Here is a 21269-nt window from a genome sequence, read left to right on the forward strand (position 1 = left end):
TGGTCTGCGTTACTTGACGCGCTGGCCCGGCTTGGCGCCGCTGTCCGGACTCAGCAGGTAGATCTCCTCGCCACCCGGGCCGGCGGCCAGGACCATGCCCTCGGACACCCCGAACTTCATCTTGCGCGGCGCCAGGTTGGCCACATAGAGCGTCAGGCGGCCTTCCAGGGCACTCGGGTCGGGATATGCGCTCTTGATCCCGGAGAACACGTTACGCTTCGCGTCGCCGATGTCCAGCGACAGGCGCAGCAGCTTGTCGGCGCCTTCGACGAATTCGCACTTCTCGATCAGGGCGATGCGCAGGTCGACCGCGGCGAAAGCGTCGAAGTCGATCTCCGCGGCGATGGGTTCCTTGACCAGCTCGCCGTTGCCGGCGGGTTGGGATGCGGCGGCGAGGTCTTCCTTGGAGGCTTCGATCATGGCTTCTACTTTCGCGGGCTCGATACGGGTCATCAGGGGCTGGAACGGGTTCAACTGGTGGTTGGCCAGCAGGGTCTGGTGGTCGGCCCAGGTCAGCGGGGCGACGTTGAGGAAGGCTTCGGCGGCGGCGGCCAGCTTCGGCAGCACCGGCTTGAGGAAGATCACCAACTGGCGGAACAGGTTGATGCCCAGGCCGCAGACGGCCTGGACCTTGTCCTGCTGGCCTTCCTGCTTGGCCAGCGCCCAGGGCGCCTGTTCGGCGATCCAGGCGTTGGCGCGGTCGGCGAGGGCCATGATCTCGCGCATGGCGCGATTGAAGTCGCGGGCCTCATAGGCCTCGGCGATTCCCGGGGCGGCCTCGCGGAAGGCGGCGAGCAGCTCCGGCGCCGGATCGGCGCCGACCAGCACGCCGGCGTTGCCCTTGTGGATGAAGCCGGCGCAGCGGCTGGCGATGTTGACGACCTTGCCGACCAGGTCGGAGTTGACCTTCTGCACGAAGTCCTCGAGGTTCAGGTCGAGGTCCTCGACGCCGCGGCCGAGCTTGGACGCGTAGTAGTAGCGCAGGTATTCCGGGTCCAGGTGGTCGAGGTAGGTGCGCGCCTTGACGAAGGTGCCGCGCGACTTGGACATCTTCTGGCCGTTCACGGTCAGGTAGCCGTGCACGTTCAGCGCGGTCGGCTTGCGGTAGCCGGCGCCTTCGAGCATGGCCGGCCAGAACAGCGCGTGGAAGTTGACGATGTCCTTGCCGATGAAGTGGTACAGCTCGGCGCTGGAGTCCTTGCCCCAGAACGCGTCGAAGTCCAGCTCGGGACGCCGCGCGCAGAGGTTCTTGAAGCTGGCCATGTAGCCGATCGGCGCGTCCAGCCAGACGTAGAAGTACTTGCCGGGAGCGTCGGGAATCTCGAAGCCGAAGTACGGCGCGTCACGCGAGATGTCCCACTGCTGGAGGCCGCTGTCCAGCCATTCGGCGAGCTTGTTGGCCACCGACTCCTGAAGGGCGCCGCTGCGGGTCCATTGCTTGAGCATGGCCTCGAAGTCCGGCAGCTTGAAGAAGTAGTGCAGCGATTCCTTGAGCACCGGGGTGGCGCCGGAGATCGCCGATTTCGGGTCCTTCAGTTCGGTCGGGGCGTAGGTCGCGCCGCAGGCCTCGCAGTTGTCGCCGTACTGGTCGGCGGTGCCGCACTTCGGGCAGGTGCCCTTGATGAAGCGGTCGGCGAGGAACATCTGCTTTTCCGGGTCGAAGTACTGGGTCACCGGGCGGGTGTCGATGTGCCCGGCGTCGCGCAGTTTCAGGTAGATCGCGCTGGACAGCTCGCGGTTCTCTTCCGAGTGGGTCGAGTGGTAGTTGTCGAAGTCCACCAGGAAGTCGGCGAAGTCGCCCATGTGCTCGGCGCGCACGGCGTCGATCAGTTGCTCGGAGGTGATGCCCTCGCGCTCGGCGCGGAGCATGATCGCCGAACCGTGGGCGTCGTCGGCGCAGACGTAGACGGCCTGGTTGCCACGCATCTTCTGGAAGCGCACCCACATGTCCGTCTGGATGTACTCCAGCATGTGTCCCAGGTGAATGGAACCGTTGGCGTAGGGGAGGGCGCTGGTAACGAGGATCTTGCGTGGTTCGGACATGGGTTCGGCTTATCGGCTGAGAGCTAAACGGATCGGTCACTATAAAGAAGCGGCGGTTTTTTTTCATCCGCGCGCCACTCGGGTAGGATGACCGGCATCGATTCCCCGCTTAACCCTCAGGAAATCCCCCATGTCCGCTATCACTCGCCAAACGGTGGAAGCCACCCTCCGCCAGTACCAGGACCCCTATCTGAACCAGGACCCCGTCAGCGCCGGCTGCCTGCGCGAGGTGGAGATCCAGGGCGACCGCGTGCGGGTGCGCCTGGAACTGGGGTACGCCGCCGGGCTGTTCAGAAACGGCCTGGCGCAAACCCTGCAAATGGCCCTGGAGGCGCTCGACGGCGTCGCTCGCGCCGAAGTCCGGGTCGACTGCGTGATCCAGCCGCACAAGGCACAGCCGCAGGTCGAGGTGATGGGCAACGTGAAGAACATCGTCGCGGTGGCTTCCGGCAAGGGCGGCGTCGGCAAGTCCACCACCGCCGCCAACCTGGCCCTGGCCTTGGCCCGCGAGGGTGCGCGGGTGGGCATCCTCGACGCGGACATCTACGGACCCAGCCAGGGCATCATGTTCGGCCTGCCGGAAGGCACCCGGCCGAAGGTCCGTGAGCAGAAGTGGTTCGAGCCCCTGGAGGCGCACGGGGTGCAGGTGATGTCGATGGCCTTCCTCACCGACGACAGCACGCCGGTGGTCTGGCGCGGGCCGATGGTCTCCGGTGCCCTGATCCAACTGATCACCCAGACCGCCTGGGACAACCTCGACTACCTGGTGGTGGACATGCCGCCGGGCACCGGCGACATCCAGCTGACCCTGGCGCAGAAGGTGCCGGTGGCCGGCGCGGTGATCGTCACCACCCCGCAGGACCTGGCGCTGCTCGACGCGAAGAAGGGCGTGGAGATGTTCCGCAAGGTGAACATCCCGGTGCTCGGCGTGGTGGAGAACATGGCGGTGCATATCTGCTCCAACTGCGGCCATGCCGAGCACCTGTTCGGCGAGGGCGGCGGCGAGAAGCTGGCGGCGCAGTTCGGCGTCGAGCTGCTGGCGTCCATGCCGCTGTCGATCGCCATCCGCACCCAGGCCGACAGCGGCCGGCCGACGGTGATCGCCGACCCGGAAAGCCAACTGGCGATGCTCTACCAGGAAATCGCCCGCCATGTCGGCGCGCGCATCGTTCTCAGCGAGCGGGCCAGCGTCGGCCTGCCGAACATCAGCATCAGCGACGACTGAGGCGCTCGGGCAGCCGTCGGCGACGGCTGCCTTTGCCCTGGGGCGGCGGCCCCGGTAAGATTCGCGATCATTTTTCGCAGCTTTCGACAGGACACCCTCCATGACCATCAAATCGGACAAGTGGATTCGCCGCATGGCTCAGGAGCACGGCATGATCGAGCCGTTCGTCGAGCGCCAGGTGCGCGGCGCGGACGACAGCCGGGTGATTTCCTACGGGGTGTCCAGCTACGGCTACGACGTGCGCTGCGCCGCCGAATTCAAGGTGTTCACCAACATCCATTCGGCGGTGGTCGATCCGAAGAACTTCGACGAGAAAAGCTTCGTCGACATCAACAGCGACGTCTGCATCATCCCGCCGAACTCCTTCGCCCTGGCGCGCACCGTCGAGTACTTCCGCATCCCGCGCGACGTCCTGACCATCTGCCTGGGCAAGAGCACCTACGCGCGTTGCGGCATCATCGTCAACGTCACCCCGCTGGAGCCGGAGTGGGAAGGCCATGTGACCCTCGAGTTCTCCAATACCACCAACCTGCCGGCGAAGATCTACGCCAACGAAGGCGTGGCGCAGATGCTCTTCCTGCAATCCGACGAGGCCTGCGAAGTGTCCTATAAGGATCGCGGCGGCAAATACCAGGGCCAGCGCGGCGTGACCCTGCCAAAAGCCTGACGCCAGAGCGTTTCGACACCGGAAACCGGGCCTGGCGCCCGGTTTTTTCATGCCTTTTCCGCCAACCCCTCGCTGTTCCCCGCCGGCCGCTCTGGCACGCCTTATCGCGGGCGGGCAGGGGCTTATGCGCAGGCGACCCCCCGTCCTGTGAAATCTGGCAGTTACCGTTAGCTTTCGAATTGGCTAAAAAGTGTTCATCGGCTACGCGTGAACACGGACGCCAATCGTTTGCGCAGGCCGATCTGCAAGACCCACACAAGCCCCTCGCCTGAAGGGGTACGCATCCGCCGTGGCTGGTCCGCGCGGATGGCCGCTGAGTTACTTGTCTGCCGTTCGAACAATAAGAACGAACTCTACGTAATGCCGGGATACCCGTGGCAGCGATAGCTGTTTGCCTGTTCGAAAATTTTTGGGAGGTGTGAAATGCGGCGCGAAAGTCTGTTGGTATCGGTTTGCAAGGGCCTGCGGGTACATGTCGAGCGCGTTGGGCAGGATCCCGGGCGCAGCACGGTGATGCTGGTCAACGGCGCGATGGCGACCACCGCCTCGTTCGCCCGGACCTGCAAGTGCCTGGCCGAACATTTCAACGTGGTGCTGTTCGACCTGCCCTTCGCCGGGCAGTCGCGGCAGCACAACCCGCAGCGCGGGTTGATCACCAAGGACGACGAGGTGGAAATCCTCCTGGCGCTGATCGAGCGCTTCGAGGTTAATCACCTGGTCTCCGCGTCCTGGGGCGGTATCTCCACGCTGCTGGCGCTGTCGCGCAATCCGCGCGGCATCCGCAGCTCGGTGGTGATGGCATTCGCCCCTGGACTGAACCAGGCGATGCTCGACTACGTCGGGCGGGCGCAGGCGCTGATCGAGCTGGACGACAAGTCGGCGATCGGCCATCTGCTCAACGAGACCGTCGGCAAATACCTGCCGCCGCGCCTGAAAGCCAGCAACCATCAGCACATGGCTTCGCTGGCCACCGGCGAATACGAGCAGGCGCGCTTTCACATCGACCAGGTGCTGGCGCTCAACGATCGGGGCTACCTGGCTTGCCTGGAGCGGATCCAGAGCCACGTGCATTTCATCAACGGCAGCTGGGACGAATACACCACCGCCGAGGACGCCCGCCAGTTCCGCGACTACCTGCCGCACTGCAGTTTCTCGCGGGTGGAGGGCACCGGGCATTTCCTTGACCTGGAGTCCAAGCTGGCCGCGGTACGCGTGCACCGCGCCCTGCTCGAGCACCTGCTGAAGCAACCGGAGCCGCAGCGGGCGGAACGCGCGGCGGGATTCCACGAGATGGCCATCGGCTACGCCTGAACCCTTGACCTGCGAAGACCCGGCCTGGCCGGGCTTTGCGGTTGCATAACGCACGGAGTAGCCCCATGCACGCCATCCTCATCGCCATCGGCTCGGCCGGCGACGTATTTCCCTTCATCGGCCTGGCCCGGACCCTGAAACTGCGCGGGCACCGCGTGAGCCTCTGCACCATCCCGGTGTTTCGCGACGCGGTGGAGCAGCACGGCATCGCGTTCGTCCCGCTGAGCGACGAACTGACCTACCGCCGGACCATGGGCGATCCGCGCCTGTGGGACCCCAAGACGTCCTTCGGCGTGCTCTGGCAAGCCATCGCCGGGATGATCGAGCCGGTCTACGAGTACGTCTCGGCGCAGCGCCATGACGACATCGTGGTGGTCGGCTCGCTATGGGCGCTGGGCGCACGCATCGCTCACGAGAAGTACGGGATTCCCTACCTGTCCGCGCAGGTCTCGCCATCGACCCTGTTGTCGGCGCACCTGCCGCCGGTACACCCCAAGTTCAACGTGCCCGAGCAGATGCCGCTGGCGATGCGCAAGCTGCTCTGGCGCTGCATCGAGCGCTTCAAGCTGGATCGCACCTGCGCGCCGGAGATCAACGCGGTGCGCCGCAAGGTCGGCCTGGAAACGCCGGTGAAGCGCATCTTCACCCAATGGATGCATTCGCCGCAGGGCGTGGTCTGCCTGTTCCCGGCCTGGTTCGCGCCACCCCAGCAGGATTGGCCGCAACCCCTGCACATGACCGGCTTCCCGCTGTTCGACGGCAGTATCCCGGGAACCCCGCTCGACGACGAACTGCAACGCTTTCTCGATCAGGGCAACCGGCCGCTGGTGTTCACCCAGGGCTCGACCGAACACCTGCAGGGCGACTTCTACGCCATGGCCCTGCGCGCGCTGGAACGCCTCGGCGCGCGTGGGATATTCCTCACCGGCGCCGGCCAGGAACCGCTGCGCGGCTTGCCGAACCACGTGCTGCAGCGCGCCTACGCGCCACTGGGAGCCTTGCTGCCATCGTGCGCCGGGCTGGTCCATCCGGGCGGTATCGGCGCCATGAGCCTGGCCTTGGCGGCGGGGGTGCCGCAGGTGCTGCTGCCCTGCGCCCACGACCAGTTCGACAATGCCGAACGGCTGGTCCGGCTCGGCTGCGGGATGCGCCTGGGCGTGCCGTTGCGCGAGCAGGAGTTGCGCGGGGCGCTGTGGCGCTTGCTCGAGGACCCGGCCATGGCGGCGGCCTGTCGGCGTTTCATGGAATTGTCACAACCGCACAGTATCGCTTGCGGTAAAGCGGCCCAGGTGGTCGAACGTTGTCATAGGGAGGGGGATGCGCGATGGCTGAAGGCTGCGTCCTGAACGGTGCTGGCATAACAGATAGGGTTGCCATGATTTTGCCGTATCGGCAAGGCTGCGCGCTTGACAGCGTCATACCCCGGGCCAATTCTGCTGTGATGCATTTTATCGATCAGGGCTTACTGCAATGAGGAATGACGGAGGCTTTTTGCTGTGGTGGGACGGTTTGCGTAGCGAGATGCAGCCGATCCACGACAGCCAGGGCGTGTTCGCCGTCCTGGAAAAGGAAGTGCGGCGCCTGGGCTTCGATTACTACGCCTATGGCGTGCGCCATACGATTCCCTTCACCCGGCCGAAGACCGAGGTCCATGGCACCTATCCCAAGGCCTGGCTGGAGCGATACCAGATGCAGAACTACGGGGCCGTGGATCCGGCGATCCTCAACGGCCTGCGCTCCTCGGAAATGGTGGTCTGGAGCGACAGCCTGTTCGACCAGAGCCGGATGCTCTGGAACGAGGCTCGCGATTGGGGCCTCTGTGTCGGCGCGACCCTGCCGATCCGCGCGCCGAACAATTTGCTCAGCGTGCTTTCCGTGGCGCGCGACCAGCAGAACATCTCCAGCTTCGAGCGCGAGGAAATACGCCTGCGGCTGCGTTGCATGATCGAGTTGCTGACCCAGAAGCTGACCGACCTGGAGCATCCGATGCTGATGTCCAACCCGGTCTGCCTGAGCCATCGCGAACGCGAGATCCTCCAATGGACCGCCGACGGCAAGAGCTCCGGGGAAATCGCCATCATCCTGAGCATCTCCGAGAGCACGGTGAACTTCCACCACAAGAACATCCAGAAGAAGTTCGACGCGCCGAACAAGACGCTGGCTGCCGCCTACGCCGCGGCGCTGGGCCTCATCTGAAGCGCAGGGCGCGCCGGCCGGCGCGCCCTACCAGATCTGGCAGGTTGCCTGCCGTTCATCCTCCTTTAGTCTTCCCCCTCATGTGTGTGCTGGTATGTCCTCCGACTGAGAGGGCCCAGGAGTATCAGGGTAGGGATGCCGCCTTTTTTTCTCGGCCGGCACGACACGGGGACTTGGTCATGATCGAATTGCTCTCTGAATCGCTGGAAGGGCTTTCCGCCGCCATGATCGCCGAGCTGGGACGCTACCGGCATCAGGTCTTCATCGAGAAGCTGGGCTGGGACGTGGTCTCCACCTCCAGGGTCCGCGACCAGGAGTTCGACCAGTTCGACCATCCGCAAACCCGCTACATCGTCGCCATGGGCCGCCAGGGTATCTGCGGTTGTGCCCGCCTGTTGCCGACGACCGACGCCTACCTGCTCAAGGAAGTCTTCGCCTACCTGTGCAGCGAAACCCCGCCCAGCGATCCGTCGGTATGGGAGCTTTCGCGCTACGCCGCCAGCGCGGCGGACGATCCGCAACTGGCGATGAAGATATTCTGGTCCAGCCTGCAATGCGCCTGGTACCTGGGCGCCAGTTCGGTGGTGGCGGTGACCACCACGGCCATGGAGCGCTATTTCGTTCGCAACGGCGTGATCCTCCAGCGCCTCGGCCCGCCGCAGAAGGTCAAGGGCGAGACGCTGGTCGCGATCAGCTTCCCGGCCTACCAGGAGCGCGGCCTGGAGATGCTGCTGCGCTACCACCCGGAATGGCTGCAGGGCGTACCGCTGTCGATGGCGGTGTGAGGTCGTCAGCCATTTCGCGCACTTTTTTCCGCTTCTCCTGCCGCATGCTCGGCCCGCGCCCCGGCGTCATCGGGCGTTCCCCTGCATTCCGGGATTTGGCCGCGGCTGCCGACTTGCGTAGTCTCTCTGCGGTCCGCCATCCCGAGGAGTCGCCATGCTGAAGTCATTCCGCCATCTCGTCCAGGCCCTGGCCTGCCTTGCGCTGCTGGCCAGCGCCAGCCTCCAGGCGCAGGAGAGCCGCCTCGACCGCATCCTCGAAAGCGGCGTGCTGCGCGTCGCCACCACTGGCGACTACAAGCCCTTCAGCTACCGCACGGAAGAGGGCGGTTACGCCGGTTTCGACGTGGACATGGCGCAGCGCCTGGCCGAGAGCCTGGGGGCCAAGCTGGTAGTGGTGCCGACCAGTTGGCCGAACCTGATGCGCGATTTCGCCGACGACCGCTTCGACATCGCCATGAGCGGCATCTCGATCAACCTGGAGCGCCAGCGCCAGGCGTATTTCTCGATTCCCTACCTGCGCGACGGCAAGACGCCGATCACCCTCTGTAGCGAAGAAGCGCGTTTCCAGACCCTGGAGCAGATCGACCAGCCGGGCGTGACGGCCATCGTCAACCCCGGCGGCACCAACGAGAAGTTCGCCCGGGCGAACCTGAAGAAGGCCCGGATCCTGGTGCATCCGGACAACGTGACGATCTTCCAGCAGATCGTCGACGGCAAGGCCGACCTGATGATGACCGACGCCATCGAGGCCCGCCTGCAGTCGCGTCTGCACCCGGAACTCTGCGCCGTGCATCCGCAGCAACCCTTCGACTTCGCCGAGAAGGCCTACCTGCTGCCGCGCGACGAGGCCTTCAAGCGCTACGTCGACCAGTGGCTGCACATCGCCGAGCAGAGCGGCTTGTTGCGCCAGCGCATGGAGCACTGGCTCGAATACCGCTGGCCCACCGCGCACGGCAAGTAATACAGGGGCGGCGAGGGTGGCCGCGGGCCCGCGCGGCCTTCCTTGGCGGCGGCAAAAACGTTATGGTCGGCGCCCCATCCTGGTGCCTGGTCCATGCGTTATCTACTGTTCGTCACCGTCCTCTGGGCGTTCTCCTTCAACCTGATCGGCGAGTACCTCGCCGGCCAGGTCGACAGCTACTTCGCCGTGCTTACCCGGGTCCTTCTCGCTGGCCTGGTGTTTCTCCCGCTGACCCGCTGGCGCGGCGTCGAACCGCGTTTCGTCGGCGGGGTGATGCTGGTCGGCGCGCTGCAGTTCGGCATCACCTACGTCTGCCTTTACCTGAGCTTCAACGTGCTGACGGTGCCCGAGGTGCTGCTGTTCACCGTGCTGACGCCGGTCCACGTGGCCCTGTTCGATGACCTGCTCAACCGCCGCTTCAACTTCTGGGCCCTGGCCGCCGCGCTGGTGGCGGTGCTGGGCGCGGCGATCATCCGCTACGACGGGATCACCGGCGAATTCCTCCAGGGCTTCCTGCTGCTGCAACTGGCCAACGCCACCTTCGCCGCCGGCCAGGTGCTGTACAAGCGCCTGGTGCGCAAGTACCCGTCCGAGCTGCCGCAGCGCCAGCGCTTCGGTTATTTCTTCGTTGGCGCGCTGCTGGTGGCGTTGCCTGCCTGGCTGCTGTTCGGCGATCCGCAGCGCCTGCCGGCCGGCGAGCTGCAATGGGGCGTACTGGTATGGATGGGGCTGCTGGCCACCGCCCTCGGCCAGTTCTGGTGGAACAAGGGCGCCACCGAGGTGGACGCCGGTACCCTGGCGGTGATGAACAACCTGCACGTGCCGGTCGGGTTGCTGCTCAACCTGCTGATCTGGAACCAGCACGCCGACCTGCCGCGCCTGGCCCTGGGCGGCGCGGTGATCGTCGCTTCGCTGTGGGTCAACCGGCTCGGCCGGCGCGAGGTGCGTGCATGAGGATTTCCGGACAGGGCGTGCTGCTGTCGCTGGCCGCCTCGGTGCTGTTCGTTACCCTGCCGGGCTACGTCCACCTGCTGGAGCCGCTGGACAGCCTGCAGGTGGTGGCGCATCGGGTGGTCTGGTCGATCCCGATGGTATTCCTGCTGGTCGTCGCCACCCGCCAGTGGCCGACCCTGCGCGCCGCCTGGCGCCGGCTGTTCGCCGAGCCCTGGCTGCTGGCCTGCTTCCCGCTGACCGCGGCGATGATGCTGCTGCAATGGGGCATCTTCATCTGGGCGCCGTTGGCCGGGAAAACCCTTGAACTGTCGCTGGGCTACTTCCTCCTGCCGCTGGCGATGGTGCTGGTGGGGCGGGTGTTCTACGGCGAGCGCCTGACGCCGCTGCAGGCTATCGCCGTGGCCTGCGCGCTGGCCGGGGTGCTCCACGAGTTCTGGCTGACCCGCGCGTTCTCCTGGGTCTCCCTGGTCACCGCGCTGGGCTATCCCCCATACTTCATGCTGCGGCGCAGGATGGGCGTGGACGCGCTGTCCGGGTTCGTCTTCGAGATGCTCTTCCTGCTGCCGCTGGCGTTGGCCGCGCTGTACTGGCTGGGCGACGAGAGCCAGGCCTTCCGCGAGGCGCCGCGCCTGTGGCTGCTACTGCCGATGCTGGGGCTGATCAGCGCCCTGGCCTTCGGCGCGATGATGGCTTCCAGCCGGCTGCTGCCGATGGGGCTGTTCGGGATTCTCAGCTACGTCGAACCGGTGCTGCTGTTCCTGGTGGCGGTACTGTTCCTCGGCGAGGCGTTCCGTCCCGAGCAGCTATGGACCTACGCGCCGATCTGGCTGGCGGTGCTGTTGACCGGCTGGGACAGCGCGCGCCTGCTGAGGAAACAGGCGCGGCGGGGCATCTGAGCGAGCCGCAGGCGCCGGAATCAGCGCTTGCGGGTGCTTTCGACCTGGGCGAGGGTGGTCGGCAGGATGCGCTTGCCGGCCAGGTAGTGGCGTTTCCAGTAGCTGCTGTTGAGGTCGGAGACGCGGACCTTCTTGCCGCGCCGCGGCGCATGCACGAAGCGGTCGTTGCCGACGTAGATGCCGACGTGGTCGACGCTGCGGCTGCGGATCCGGAAGAACACCAGGTCGCCCGGTTGCAGCTTGCCGCGGGAGACCTTGTTGTTGTCCATGTTGTAGATGGCGCGGGCGGTCCGCGGCAGGTCGACGTCATCGACGTCCTGGAACACATAGTTGACCAGGCCGCTGCAATCGAAGCCTTTCTTCGGCGTGGTGCCGCCCCAGCGGTAGGGGGTGCCGATCATGCTGAAGGCGCGGTCGGTGACTTCGGAAGCGGCGGCCGCGACCACCGAGCGGTTGGCGGACTGGCGGGTGCTGACGACCCGGCTGGGCGACAGGGTGGAATTCTTCGACGGCTTGAAGGTGTGGGTGACCTGGTTGGAAGCCAGGCTGGGCGTCGAGAGGGCGGCCAGAAGGGCCGCGAAGCCTACAGACAGGCATGTCAAAAAGGGTGAACGCATTTCGGCATGTCTTCGCGTGCGTGAATAACGGTCCAGGCTTCCGCTGGTTCGTGGTTACTCTCTGTTCATCGGAGTGTCTTCTGGGTGACCGGAACGAGCCCTCCTGACTCTTCCGACCAGGCCGTCAAACGAAACGGCCAACTGCTTCCGGGCCTGGATGCATTCAGGTTGTCCCGGCGATAACGGGCTTAACGAAGGAAAATCGGGGACTCATCGGCGTTCCCAGCGTATTCCCCTACGAAAGCGGCGGCTATTGTGACCTATTTTGACGCCGGCCTTCTGACCATTCGTCGAATGATCGGTTCCGGATGTGACGCGCCGGTTTCGCCGTGCAAGTGGCGATACTTGCGGGTCCGGCAATGACCTGTTGTTCGCCGTGGCCTTGGAAAGCCTCTGCGCCGGGGGTATGTTCGTGTTCCCCGTACCCGAGTGAAGCCCGTAGAAGCGAGTCCAGATATGACCGAAACAGCCAAGCGTCCCTTGTACGTTCCCCATGCCGGCCCATCGCTGCTGGAGATGCCGCTGCTGAACAAAGGCAGCGCGTTCAGTACCCAGGAACGCATCGATTTCAACCTGCAGGGCCTGCTGCCGCACAACATCGAGACCATCGAGGAGCAGACCGAGCGCGCCTACAGCCAGTACAACCTGTGCAACACCGATCTGGACCGCCACATCTTCCTGCGCTCGATCCAGGACAACAACGAGACCCTGTTCTTCCGCCTGCTCGAGGAGCACCTGGAAGAAATGATGCCGATCATCTACACCCCCACGGTCGGCCAGGCCTGCCAGGAGTTCTCGAAGATCTACCGGACCCACCGCGGCCTGTTCATCTCCTACCCGGACCGCGAGCGGATCGACGACATCCTGCGCAGCGCCACCAAGAACAACGTGAAGATCGTGGTGGTCACCGACAGCGAGCGGATCCTCGGCCTCGGCGACCAGGGCATCGGCGGGATGGGCATCCCGATCGGCAAGCTGTCGCTGTACACCGCCTGCGGCGGTATCAGCCCGGCCTACACCCTGCCGGTGGTGCTGGACGTCGGCACCAACAACCCGGACCTGCTCAACGACCCGATGTACATGGGCTGGCGCCACGAGCGGGTGAGCGGGGCGCAGTACGAGGAGTTCGTCGACCTGTTCATCCAGGCGATCAAGCGCCGCTGGCCCAACGTCCTGCTGCAATTCGAGGACTTCGCCCAGACCAATGCCATGCCGTTGCTGGAGCGCTACAAGGACGAGCTGTGCTGCTTCAACGACGACATCCAGGGCACCGCCGCGGTGGCCGTGGGCACCCTGCTGGCGGCTTGCAAGGCCAAGGGCGAGAAGCTCAGCGAGCAGACCGTGACCTTCGTCGGCGCCGGCTCCGCCGGTTGCGGCATCGCCGAACAGATCATCGCCGCCATGCAACTGGAGGGCCTGGACGAGGCCCAGGCGCGTCGGCGCATCTTCATGGTCGACCGCTGGGGCCTGCTCACCGACGACATGAGCAACCTGCTCGACTTCCAGCACCGCCTGGCGCAGAAGCGCGCCGATCTCGGTGCCTGGGGCGGCCAGCAGGGCGACGACCTGGCGTTGCTGGAAGTGATCCGCAATGCCCGGCCGACGGTGCTGATCGGCGTCTCCGGGCAGCGCGGGCTGTTTTCCGAAGAGGTCATCCGTGAGCTGCACAGCCATTGCAAGCAGCCGCTGGTGATGCCGCTGTCCAACCCGACCTCGCGGGTCGAGGCGACTCCGCAGGAAATCCTCAACTGGACCGACGGCCAGGCGCTGGTCGCCACCGGTAGCCCGTTCCAACCGGTGCAGGTGGGCGACAAGCGGATTCCCATCGCCCAGTGCAACAACGCCTATATCTTCCCCGGCATCGGCCTGGGGGTGATCGCCGCGCGGGCCAACCGGGTCACCGAAGGCATGCTGATGGCCGCGGCCAACGCCCTGGCCAACTGCTCGCCGATCGTTACCCAGGGCGAGGGCGCCGTGTTGCCGGCGCTGGGCGACATCCGCGAGGTCAGCAAGCGCATCGCCGTCGCCGTGGCCAAGCAGGCCCAGGCCGAGGGCAAGGCCCTGCATACCAGCGACGAGGTACTGAACGACGCCATCGAGGCGAACTTCTGGTTCCCGCGCTACCGTGCCTACCGCCGGACTTCGTTCTGAGGCTCTGCCGCAGGCTGCGCACGGGGGAGAGGCGTTAACCGCCGATATTCCGCGCGATCGGTGCGAGAACGCGAAAAGGCCACCCCGAGGTGGCCTTTTTCGTTGACGGTAGCGCTAGCGCTAGCGCACATGATCGGGGCGCGTCCGGTGTTCGGCCTGGGTTTCCGGGTTTTCCGCCGCGCGCCGCGCCAGGGCCGGCAGGACATGATCGCGCAGCAGCGGCGCGAGATTGTCCGGCTGCGCTTGGCCGGGGACCAGCCAGGCCAGTTCCTCCAGCTCCGCCTGCGCACAGACGGCGTGGGGCAGGCGGGCGACGTAGATATCGGCATCGACGCGGGTGTTCGCCTCGTTGGCCGCCGGCGCCTGGAAGCTGCCGAGGTGCTCGAAGGTCGAGGCGCCCATCGGCAGGCGCAGTTCCTCCAGCAGTTCGCGCTGTAGCGCGGCGAGGGGCGTTTCGCCCGGCTCGCGCTTGCCGCCCGGGAGCATGAAGGCCTGGGTGCCGCGCTTGCGCACCAGCAACAGGTTGCCCTGGTCGTCGAACAGGCAGGCGGCGGAAATGCTCAGCAGGTTGTCGGTCATTGCGGGTCGTCCTCGGCGATCACCTGGTAGCGCATCTGTACGATGCCGCTGTTGTAGCCATGTTGTTCCAGCAGTTGCAGGCGCCGCTCGCGGCCGCCGGCGAACAGCGGGATGCCGGCGCCGAGCAGCTGCGGAATGACGCTGACGATCACCTCGTCGAGCAGCCCGGCCGCCAGGCAACTACCGGCGAGGCTGCCGCCGCCGGCCAGCCAGACCCGCCGGCAGCCCTGTTCGCCGAGGCGTGCGAGGCCTTCCTGGGGCGTGCCATGGCGCAACTCGACGCCTTCCACCGCGCTCTCCCGGGGATTGCGGGTGAGCACCTGGCAGGGCTTGCCCGGATACGGCCAGTCGCCGAAGCCGCGCACGATATCGTAGGTGCCGCGGCCCATCAGCAGCCCGTCGATGCCCTGGTAGAAGCCGTTGTAGCCATGGTCGTTGCCGCCCTCGGCGAAACGGTCGAGCCAGTCGACGCTACCGTCGGGACGGGCGATGAAGCCGTCCAGGCTGGTGGCGACGTAGTAGATCAGGTGCGGTTTCATGGACGGCGCTCCCCTCGCTTCAGACAGTGGCTTCGTCGCTGCGGCTCGGTGCGGCCAACGCCTCGAACGAACGGGCCTCGGCGTCACGCCCTTCGAGCATGCCCTGCAGCCCCTGGCGCAGGTCCTGGCCGCTGGGCTGCTGGTAGGCGCCGAGGCCGAACTCCGGCATCACCGCCAGCAGGTAGTCGAACACGTCGCCCTGGATGCGCTCGTAGTCGACCCAGGCGGTGGTGCGGGTGAAGCAGTATATCTCCAGCGGGATGCCCTGGGCGGTCGGCTGCAACTGGCGGACCATGCAGGTCATGTGCGGATGGATGTCCGGATGGTTCTGCAGGTAGGCGAGGGCGTAGGCGCGGAACGTACCGATGTTGGTCAGCCGGCGGCGGTTGGCGGCCAGCGGGGCGACCCCGCCGTTGGCGGCATTCCACTCCTGCAACTCGGTCTGCTTGCGGGCCATGTATTCGGTGAGCAGGCGCACCTGGCTCAGGCGCCGCTCTTCCTTCTCGTCGAGGAAACGCACCTGGCTGGAGTCGACGTAGATCGCCCGCTTGATCCGCCGTCCGCCGGACTGCTGCATGCCGCGCCAGTTCTTGAACGACTCCGACATCAGGCGCCAGGTCGGCACCGAGACGATGGTCTTGTCGAAGTTCTGCACCTTCACGGTGTACAGGGTGATGTCCACCACGTCGCCGTCGGCGCCGACCTGCGGCATCTCGATCCAGTCGCCGACTCGCAGCATGTCGTTGCTGGTGAGCTGCACGCTGGCGACGAAGGACATCAGGGTGTCCTTGTAGACCAGCAGGAGGACCGCCGACATCGCGCCGAGGCCGGACAGCAGCAGGAGCGGCGAGCGGTCGATGATGATCGAGACGATGATGATCGCGCCGAACACGAACACGGCGATCTTCGCCAGTTGCACGTAGCCCTTGATCGAGCGGGTGCGGGCGTGCTCGGTACGCGCGTAGATGTCCAGCAGGGCATTCAGCAGCGCGGTGAGGGCGAGGATCAGGAACAGCACGGTGAAGGCCAGTGCCAGGTTGCCGAGGAAGTGCGCGGCCTTGTCCGGCATCTCCGGGATCCATGGCAGGCCGAATTGCACCAGCAGCGAGGGCGTGGTCTGCGCCAGGCGCTGGAACACCTTGTTGCGGATCAGGTCGCCGAGCCAGTGCAGCGCGGGCTGGCGGGCGAGCAGGTTGGCGGCGTAGAGGACGATGTAGCGGGCCACCCGGCCGAGGATCAGGGCGCCCACCAGCAGCAGGCCGAAGGCCAGGCCGGCGTGCAGGATAGGGTGTTGGTCGAGCGCCGACCAGTACCCGGAGAGCTGGTCGAGAAGGGATGTGGAGTCCATGGACAGGCGACTTCCTTTGTTGCGGGCGGGGGGGACGGGCCGGCCCCGCGGTTGAACGGACATCCCGACGCGGGGGCCGGGAACGCACAAAGGAACCAAGAGTGCCCCATCGGGCGCCGGATCGCATCCCCGACGTGTCTACAAAGGTTTTCCGCCGACGCGCGGGCTCAGCCGGCAAGCTCCTCCAGGGTGCGCCCGCGGGTCTCGATGCCGAAGGCCCAGACCACCAGGGCGGCGACGCCGAAACAGAGGGCGCCGAGGGTGAACACCCCACCCTGGCCGGTGAGCGGCAGGACCAGCCCGGTGACCAGCGGGCCGAGCAGCGAGCCGATCCGCCCGACCGCCGAGGCGAAGCCCGAGCCGGTGGCGCGCGCGGAGGTCGGATAGAGTTCCGGGGTATAGGTGTAGAGCACCGCCCACATGCCGAACAGGAAGAACTGCATGGCCAGGCCGAAGCCGATCAGCAGCGCCAGGCTGCCGCCGAACACCGCGGTCTGGCCGTAGGCGTAGGCCATCGCGCCGCCGCCGAGGAGCATCAGCACGCAGCTCGGCTTGCGGCCCCAGCTTTCCACCAGCCAGGCCGCGCAGAGGAAGCCGGGTATCCCGGCCAGCGAAATCAGCACCGTGTAGTACACCGACTGGGTGACGGCGAAGCCGGATTGCTGGAGCAGCGCGCTGAGCCAGGAGGTCAGGCCGTAGAAACCGAGCAGGGCGAAGAACCACAGGCCCCAGACGGTCAGGGTGCGGCGCCGGTAGGCTGGCGACCAGAGTTCGGCGAAGGCGCTGAAGAAGCCCGGACGGCTGCGTTCCCGCTGCGGCTGGCGCAGCGGCGGCGGCAGCTCGGTCAGGCCCAGCGAACGCATCACCCGTGCTTCTATGTCGCGCAATACCCGGTCCGCCTGTTCGCGCCGGCCGGCCTGCTCCAGCCAGCGCGGCGACTCGGGAATCAGGAAGCGGATGGCGAGGACGAACACCGCCGGCAGCGCCAGCACCAGGAAAATGCTGCGCCAGCCGGTCAGCGGCAGCAGGAAGTAGGACAGGCAGCCGGCAGCGACGAAGCCCAGCGGCCAGAAGCCGTCCATCAGCGCAATGTACTTGCCGCGGCGGCTGGCCGGGATCATCTCCGACAGCAGCGACTGGGCGATGGGAAACTCCATCCCCATGCCGATCCCCAGCAATACCCGGTAGAAGGTCAGGCTGTCGAGGTCGCCGGCGGTGGAGCACAGGTAGCTGGCCAGGCCCCAGAGCACGATGCTGGCCTGGAATACCGGCTTGCGCCCGAAGCGGTCGGCGAGCATGCCCGACAGGGCCGCGCCGATCACCATGCCGAAGAAGCTCGAGCTGGCCAGCAGCCCGGCCTGCGCCGAGTCGAGCCCGAACTCGGCTTTGATCGAGCCGAGCAGGAAGGTCATCATCGCCAGGTCCATCGAGTCGAAGAAGAACGCCAGCGCGATGATCACGAAGACCAGTCGGTGATACGGACTCAGCGGCAGCCGTTCGAGGCGTTCGGCGGCGGATGCGGGCGCGTCGGGCATGACCTGGTTCCTCTGGGCGGCGGGCGTCGAACGAGTCTGCGATCGCCGCCCCCGCCGTGCTTGCCTGGCGGCGACCCGGCGTCGAGCCGATTGCGACGCCGGCGCTGGCCGTCGCGCCGCGCGAATAAAGCCTGCGCGCCGGCGCGGCAACCGTTAGGCTATGCACCTGTCCATTTTCACGTGCAATGCCGAGGTTTCCCTTGTTCAGCCAATTTCCCCTCCACGAACGCCTGCTGAAGGCACTGGAAAGCCTGTCCTTCAGCGAGCCGACGCCGGTCCAGGCCGCGGCCATTCCCAAGGCGCTGGAGGGGCACGACCTGCGGGTCACGGCGCAGACCGGCAGCGGCAAGACCGCGGCCTTCCTGCTGCCGCTGCTGCACCGCCTGCTGGCCGAGGACAAGCCGCGCTCCCTGGCGCGCGCGCTGATCCTCCTGCCGACCCGCGAGCTGGCCCAGCAGACCCTCAAGGAAGTCGAGCGCTTCGCCCAGTTCACCTTCATCAAGGCCTGCCTGATCACTGGCGGCGAGGACTTCAAGGTGCAGGGCGCGCGCCTGCGCAAGAACCCGGAGATCATCATCGGCACCCCCGGCCGCCTGCTCGAGCAGCGCAACGCCGGCAACCTGCCGTTGCAGGACATCGAGGTGCTGGTGCTGGACGAGGCCGACCGCATGCTCGACATGGGCTTCGCCGACGACGTGCTGGCCCTGGCCAATGCCTGCCCGGCCGAGCGCCAGACCCTGCTGTTCTCCGCCACCCACAGCGGCGCCGGGTTGAACAAGGTGATCGCCGAGGTGCTGCGCGAGCCGCAAGTGCTGCGCCTGAACCAGGTCGGCGAGCTGAACGAGAACGTCCGCCAGCAGGTCATCACCGCCGACGACGTGGCGCACAAGGAACAGTTGCTGCAATGGCTGCTGAGCAACGAGACCTACACCAAGGCCATCGTCTTCACCAATACCCGGGTCTCCGCCGATCGCCTGACCGGGCGGCTGATCGCCAACCAGCACAAGGTCTTCGTCCTGCATGGCGAGAAGGACCAGAAGGACCGCAAGCTGGCCATCGAGCGCCTGAAGCAGGGCGCGGTGAAGATCCTCGTCGCCACCGACGTCGCCGCACGCGGCCTGGACGTCGAAGGCCTGGACCTGGTGATCAACTTTGACATGCCGCGCAGCGGCGACGAGTACGTGCACCGCATCGGCCGGACCGGTCGCGCCGGCGCCGAGGGCCTGGCGATCTCGCTGATCTGCCATGGCGACTGGAACCTGATGTCGAGCGTCGAACGCTACCTCAAGCAGAACTTCGAACGACGCAACATCAAGGAACTGAAGGCCGCCTACCAGGGGCCGAAGAAACTCAAGGCGTCGGGCAAGGCCGCCGGCAGCAAGAAGAAAAAGCAGGACAGGAAGGGCGCCGCCGCCAAGCCCGCGGCCAAGCGCAAGCCCGCCGCGCGGCCGAAGGCCGGGCCGTCGGCGGTGGTCAGCGCCGACGGCATGGCGCCGCTCAAGCGCAAGAAGCCGACGGCGGAGTGATCGCGCGCCGCCGACCGCTTCGGAGGGCGGATAACCGTTTGCTGTTATCCGCCGCGCCGGCGTTGGATGGCGGATAACGCCGCTGGCGCTGTCCGCCCCGGGGGACTGCCTGGCCCCGTTCTCAGCTCCCCGCCGTCGCGCCCGCCTCGTCGTTGGCCGGCGGCGTGGCACTCTTCACCAGCGGCGTATCGTAGCTGCTGGCCTCGTAGCTCACGCAATGGCGGATCTGCGGCGGACCGTCGCCGGCATGCAGGGCGGTGACGTTGTCGATGACGATCTTGTCGGCCAGGGTCATGCGGTCGAGCATGCGCAGGTGCTGGATCCAGTTGTCCACCAGGAACAGTTCCTGCCAGACCTCCGGGTTGCTCACGTCGCGGAACAGCGACCAGCGCTCCGCGCCGTTGCGCAGGCGCAGGCGGCGCAGCGGCTGGGCGGCGCGAACGAAGTCGCGGGTGCGCTCGGCGGGAATCCGGTATTCGATGGAGACCAGCACCATGCCCCGCCGCGTGTTGAAGACGAAGCTCGGCTGCCCGGGCATGCTCGCCGGCGCGCGGGAAATACTGGCGGCGTCCATTTCCGGCAGGCGCGAGTTGTACAGGAGGATCACCGAGGCCAGCAGCAGGCAGCCGGCGGCCAGCAGCGCACCGTGCACGGTCATGGTCTCGGCGAGATGGCCCCAGAGGAACGAACCCAGCGCCAGGCCACCGTACAGCGCGGTCTGGTACAACGCCAGGGCGCGCGCCTTGATCCAGTCGGGGACGAGGATCTGCACCGCCGAGTTGTAGGTGGCGAGGGCGCCGATCCAGCAGCCGCCGCCGAGGATCAGCACCGGGAACAGGACCCAGAGGTTGTCTACCAGGCCGAGGGTCAGCAGGATCAGCGCCAGGGTGAAGCCGGCCAGGCTAATCAGCCGGCTGCTGCCGATCCGCTGGCGCAGGCGCGAGACCTGGGTGCTGCCGAGAATCGCGCCGAGGCCGAGGGCGCCGAGCATGTAGCCGTAGATCGCCGCGTCGCCGTCCGGGTTGCGGTGCGCCAGCAGCGGCAGCAGGGCCCAGACCGCGCTGGCGGAGAGGCCGAAGGCGAAGGAGCGCATCATCACCAGGCGGGTGACGGTGGAGTACTGGGTGAAGCGCAGCGCCGCGGTGACACCTTCGAGGATGCCTTCCGGCGGCAGGCTGCGCTTGGGCACCTCGCGCCGCCACTGCCAGATCGCCCAGATCAGGGCCATGTAGCAGAAGCTGTTGAACAGGAACACCCAGGCCGGTCCCACCGCGCTCAGCAACAGGCCGCCGAGGGCCGGGCCGGCGGCGCGGGCGACGTTGTAGTTGACGCTGTTGAGCAGCACCGCGTCGCTGACCATGCGCGCCGGCACCTGCTCGTTGACCGCCGCCTGCCAGGCCGGGATGGTCACCGAGCCGCCGAGGGAGATCCAGAGGATGGAGATGATCAGCAGCACCGGGTCGAGGTAGCCGAGGAAGGCCAGCAGGGTGGCGAACATCGCCCCGGTCATCTCGAAGCTGAGTCCCCAGAGCATGATCTTGCGCCGGTCGTGGTTGTCGGCGATGACCCCGGAGAGGATCGACAGCAGCACCAGCGGCAGCGCCGCGGCGACCTGGATCATCGCCACCATCAGCGGGCTGGCGTGGGCGTCGGTGACCACCCAGGCGGCGGCCACCGACTGGGCCCAGGTGCCGAGGTTGGCGAACAGGTTGCAGATCCAGATGATGCGGAAGGCCTGGATCGAGAACGGCGCCCAGGTGCCGGTGCGTTCTGGCTTGGCCGCTTGGCCTTCGGGTTTGAGGGGCAGGTCGTGCTTGGGCGAAACGGACTGGAGCATCAGATGGGTGCCTTGTATCAGCGTGCCTGATGTCGGGAAAGTCTAGCCGCCTGGCGCCTGGGCGCCATTGATGGCGGTCATGGGGCCGGCCCGGCGTGG

18 protein-coding genes are annotated in these 21269 nt (G+C 66.6%); 11 read left to right on the forward strand and 7 right to left on the reverse strand.

Annotated features, from left to right (window positions below):
- Positions 1–9: 9 nt before the first annotated feature.
- Positions 10–2043, reverse strand: a complete 2034-nt coding sequence (gene metG / locus LJF27_RS06170; RefSeq protein ID WP_003159539.1) for a methionine--tRNA ligase — start codon at positions 2041–2043, stop codon at positions 10–12.
- A 130-nt stretch (positions 2044–2173) separates the two neighbouring features.
- Between metG and apbC the strand changes: the two genes are divergently transcribed.
- The 9 genes from apbC (at position 2174) to rarD (ending at position 11038) form a co-directional block, all read left to right on the forward strand.
- Positions 2174–3268, forward strand: a complete 1095-nt coding sequence (gene apbC, locus LJF27_RS06175) for an iron-sulfur cluster carrier protein ApbC (protein WP_003092020.1) — start codon at positions 2174–2176, stop codon at positions 3266–3268.
- Between the two features lie 100 nt (positions 3269–3368).
- Entirely contained in the window at positions 3369–3935 is a 567-nt protein-coding gene (gene dcd / locus LJF27_RS06180) for a dCTP deaminase (protein WP_003092017.1), read from the forward strand.
- Between the two features lie 423 nt (positions 3936–4358).
- A complete protein-coding gene (rhlA, locus tag LJF27_RS06185) occupies positions 4359–5246 on the forward strand; it encodes a 3-(3-hydroxydecanoyloxy)decanoate synthase (protein ID WP_003092013.1) in 888 nt (295 codons plus the stop codon).
- Between the two features lie 65 nt (positions 5247–5311).
- Complete coding sequence (locus LJF27_RS06190; protein WP_023109763.1) at positions 5312–6592, forward strand: glycosyltransferase; 1281 nt, start codon at positions 5312–5314, stop codon at positions 6590–6592.
- Positions 6593–6716: 124 nt separating this feature from the next.
- Entirely contained in the window at positions 6717–7442 is a 726-nt protein-coding gene (gene rhlR, locus LJF27_RS06195) for a transcriptional regulator RhlR (protein WP_003119559.1), read from the forward strand.
- 179 nt (positions 7443–7621) lie between these two features.
- The gene (gene rhlI, locus LJF27_RS06200; protein WP_003111059.1) at positions 7622–8227 is read left to right on the forward strand and encodes an acyl-homoserine-lactone synthase; all 606 of its coding nucleotides are present in this window, start codon (positions 7622–7624) and stop codon (positions 8225–8227) included.
- Between the two features lie 154 nt (positions 8228–8381).
- Positions 8382–9188, forward strand: a complete 807-nt coding sequence (pheC, locus tag LJF27_RS06205; RefSeq protein WP_023085468.1) for a cyclohexadienyl dehydratase — start codon at positions 8382–8384, stop codon at positions 9186–9188.
- 93 nt (positions 9189–9281) lie between these two features.
- Positions 9282–10142, forward strand: coding sequence for a carboxylate/amino acid/amine transporter (locus LJF27_RS06210; protein WP_003092000.1), 861 nt, complete (start codon positions 9282–9284; stop codon positions 10140–10142).
- On the forward strand, positions 10139–11038 hold the full coding sequence (rarD, locus tag LJF27_RS06215; protein ID WP_003091995.1) for an EamA family transporter RarD: 900 nt from the start codon (positions 10139–10141) through the stop codon (positions 11036–11038). Before LJF27_RS06210 ends, rarD begins: the two co-directional genes overlap by 4 nt.
- Before the next feature lie 20 nt (positions 11039–11058).
- Here rarD and LJF27_RS06220 read toward each other — a convergent pair whose 3' ends face one another.
- On the reverse strand, positions 11059–11655 hold the full coding sequence (locus tag LJF27_RS06220) for a C40 family peptidase (RefSeq protein WP_003103763.1): 597 nt from the start codon (positions 11653–11655) through the stop codon (positions 11059–11061).
- A 456-nt stretch (positions 11656–12111) separates the two neighbouring features.
- On the opposite strand from LJF27_RS06220, the gene LJF27_RS06225 reads away from it, so the two are divergent.
- The gene (locus LJF27_RS06225; protein ID WP_003103761.1) at positions 12112–13806 is read left to right on the forward strand and encodes an NAD-dependent malic enzyme; all 1695 of its coding nucleotides are present in this window, start codon (positions 12112–12114) and stop codon (positions 13804–13806) included.
- Between the two features lie 120 nt (positions 13807–13926).
- On the opposite strand, the gene LJF27_RS06230 is transcribed toward LJF27_RS06225, so the two are convergent.
- From LJF27_RS06230 to LJF27_RS06245, 4 genes are all read right to left on the reverse strand, one after another.
- The gene (locus LJF27_RS06230; protein ID WP_003113894.1) at positions 13927–14385 is read right to left on the reverse strand and encodes an NUDIX hydrolase; all 459 of its coding nucleotides are present in this window, start codon (positions 14383–14385) and stop codon (positions 13927–13929) included.
- A complete protein-coding gene (locus LJF27_RS06235) occupies positions 14382–14924 on the reverse strand; it encodes a dihydrofolate reductase family protein (protein WP_003119560.1) in 543 nt (180 codons plus the stop codon). The genes LJF27_RS06230 and LJF27_RS06235 overlap by 4 nt, the downstream gene beginning before the upstream one ends.
- Before the next feature lie 19 nt (positions 14925–14943).
- A complete protein-coding gene (locus LJF27_RS06240) occupies positions 14944–16272 on the reverse strand; it encodes a mechanosensitive ion channel family protein (RefSeq protein ID WP_003103754.1) in 1329 nt (442 codons plus the stop codon).
- A gap of 167 nt (positions 16273–16439) precedes the next feature.
- Positions 16440–17807 carry an MFS transporter gene (locus LJF27_RS06245; protein ID WP_003113893.1) on the reverse strand — a complete coding sequence of 456 codons (1368 nt, stop codon included), beginning with the start codon at positions 17805–17807 and terminating at the stop codon, positions 16440–16442.
- A gap of 185 nt (positions 17808–17992) precedes the next feature.
- On the opposite strand from LJF27_RS06245, the gene LJF27_RS06250 reads away from it, so the two are divergent.
- Positions 17993–19333 (forward strand): DEAD/DEAH box helicase, encoded by a 1341-nt coding sequence (locus tag LJF27_RS06250; protein WP_016852586.1) that lies wholly within the window; start codon positions 17993–17995, stop codon positions 19331–19333.
- A gap of 121 nt (positions 19334–19454) precedes the next feature.
- Here the strand turns inward: LJF27_RS06250 and LJF27_RS06255 are convergent, their stop codons facing one another.
- Entirely contained in the window at positions 19455–21170 is a 1716-nt protein-coding gene (locus LJF27_RS06255; RefSeq protein ID WP_003091965.1) for an MFS transporter, read from the reverse strand.
- Positions 21171–21269 lie beyond the last annotated feature (99 nt).

It is taken from the genome of Pseudomonas sp. 203-8, from assembly GCF_020708595.1.
Taxonomy (GTDB): Bacteria; Pseudomonadota; Gammaproteobacteria; order Pseudomonadales; family Pseudomonadaceae; genus Pseudomonas; species Pseudomonas aeruginosa.

Excerpts from the sequence above, each read along its gene's own strand:
- LJF27_RS06230 (WP_003113894.1), bottom strand. The coding sequence starts at position 14,385 with ATGACCGACAACCTGCTGAGCATTTCCGCCGCCTGCCTGTTCGACGAC.
- LJF27_RS06235 (WP_003119560.1), bottom strand. The coding sequence starts at position 14,924 with ATGAAACCGCACCTGATCTACTACGTCGCCACCAGCCTGGACGGCTTC.
- rhlI (WP_003111059.1), top strand. The coding sequence starts at position 7,622 with ATGATCGAATTGCTCTCTGAATCGCTGGAAGGGCTTTCCGCCGCCATG.
- dcd (WP_003092017.1), top strand. The coding sequence starts at position 3,369 with ATGACCATCAAATCGGACAAGTGGATTCGCCGCATGGCTCAGGAGCAC.
- rarD (WP_003091995.1), top strand. The coding sequence starts at position 10,139 with ATGAGGATTTCCGGACAGGGCGTGCTGCTGTCGCTGGCCGCCTCGGTG.
- LJF27_RS06225 (WP_003103761.1), top strand. The coding sequence starts at position 12,112 with ATGACCGAAACAGCCAAGCGTCCCTTGTACGTTCCCCATGCCGGCCCA.
- apbC (WP_003092020.1), top strand. The coding sequence starts at position 2,174 with ATGTCCGCTATCACTCGCCAAACGGTGGAAGCCACCCTCCGCCAGTAC.
- LJF27_RS06220 (WP_003103763.1), bottom strand. The coding sequence starts at position 11,655 with ATGCGTTCACCCTTTTTGACATGCCTGTCTGTAGGCTTCGCGGCCCTT.
- rhlR (WP_003119559.1), top strand. The coding sequence starts at position 6,717 with ATGAGGAATGACGGAGGCTTTTTGCTGTGGTGGGACGGTTTGCGTAGC.
- metG (WP_003159539.1), bottom strand. The coding sequence starts at position 2,043 with ATGTCCGAACCACGCAAGATCCTCGTTACCAGCGCCCTCCCCTACGCC.
- LJF27_RS06190 (WP_023109763.1), top strand. The coding sequence starts at position 5,312 with ATGCACGCCATCCTCATCGCCATCGGCTCGGCCGGCGACGTATTTCCC.
- LJF27_RS06250 (WP_016852586.1), top strand. The coding sequence starts at position 17,993 with ATGCCGAGGTTTCCCTTGTTCAGCCAATTTCCCCTCCACGAACGCCTG.
- rhlA (WP_003092013.1), top strand. The coding sequence starts at position 4,359 with ATGCGGCGCGAAAGTCTGTTGGTATCGGTTTGCAAGGGCCTGCGGGTA.
- LJF27_RS06245 (WP_003113893.1), bottom strand. The coding sequence starts at position 17,807 with ATGCCCGACGCGCCCGCATCCGCCGCCGAACGCCTCGAACGGCTGCCG.
- LJF27_RS06240 (WP_003103754.1), bottom strand. The coding sequence starts at position 16,272 with ATGGACTCCACATCCCTTCTCGACCAGCTCTCCGGGTACTGGTCGGCG.
- LJF27_RS06210 (WP_003092000.1), top strand. The coding sequence starts at position 9,282 with ATGCGTTATCTACTGTTCGTCACCGTCCTCTGGGCGTTCTCCTTCAAC.
- LJF27_RS06255 (WP_003091965.1), bottom strand. The coding sequence starts at position 21,170 with ATGCTCCAGTCCGTTTCGCCCAAGCACGACCTGCCCCTCAAACCCGAA.
- pheC (WP_023085468.1), top strand. The coding sequence starts at position 8,382 with ATGCTGAAGTCATTCCGCCATCTCGTCCAGGCCCTGGCCTGCCTTGCG.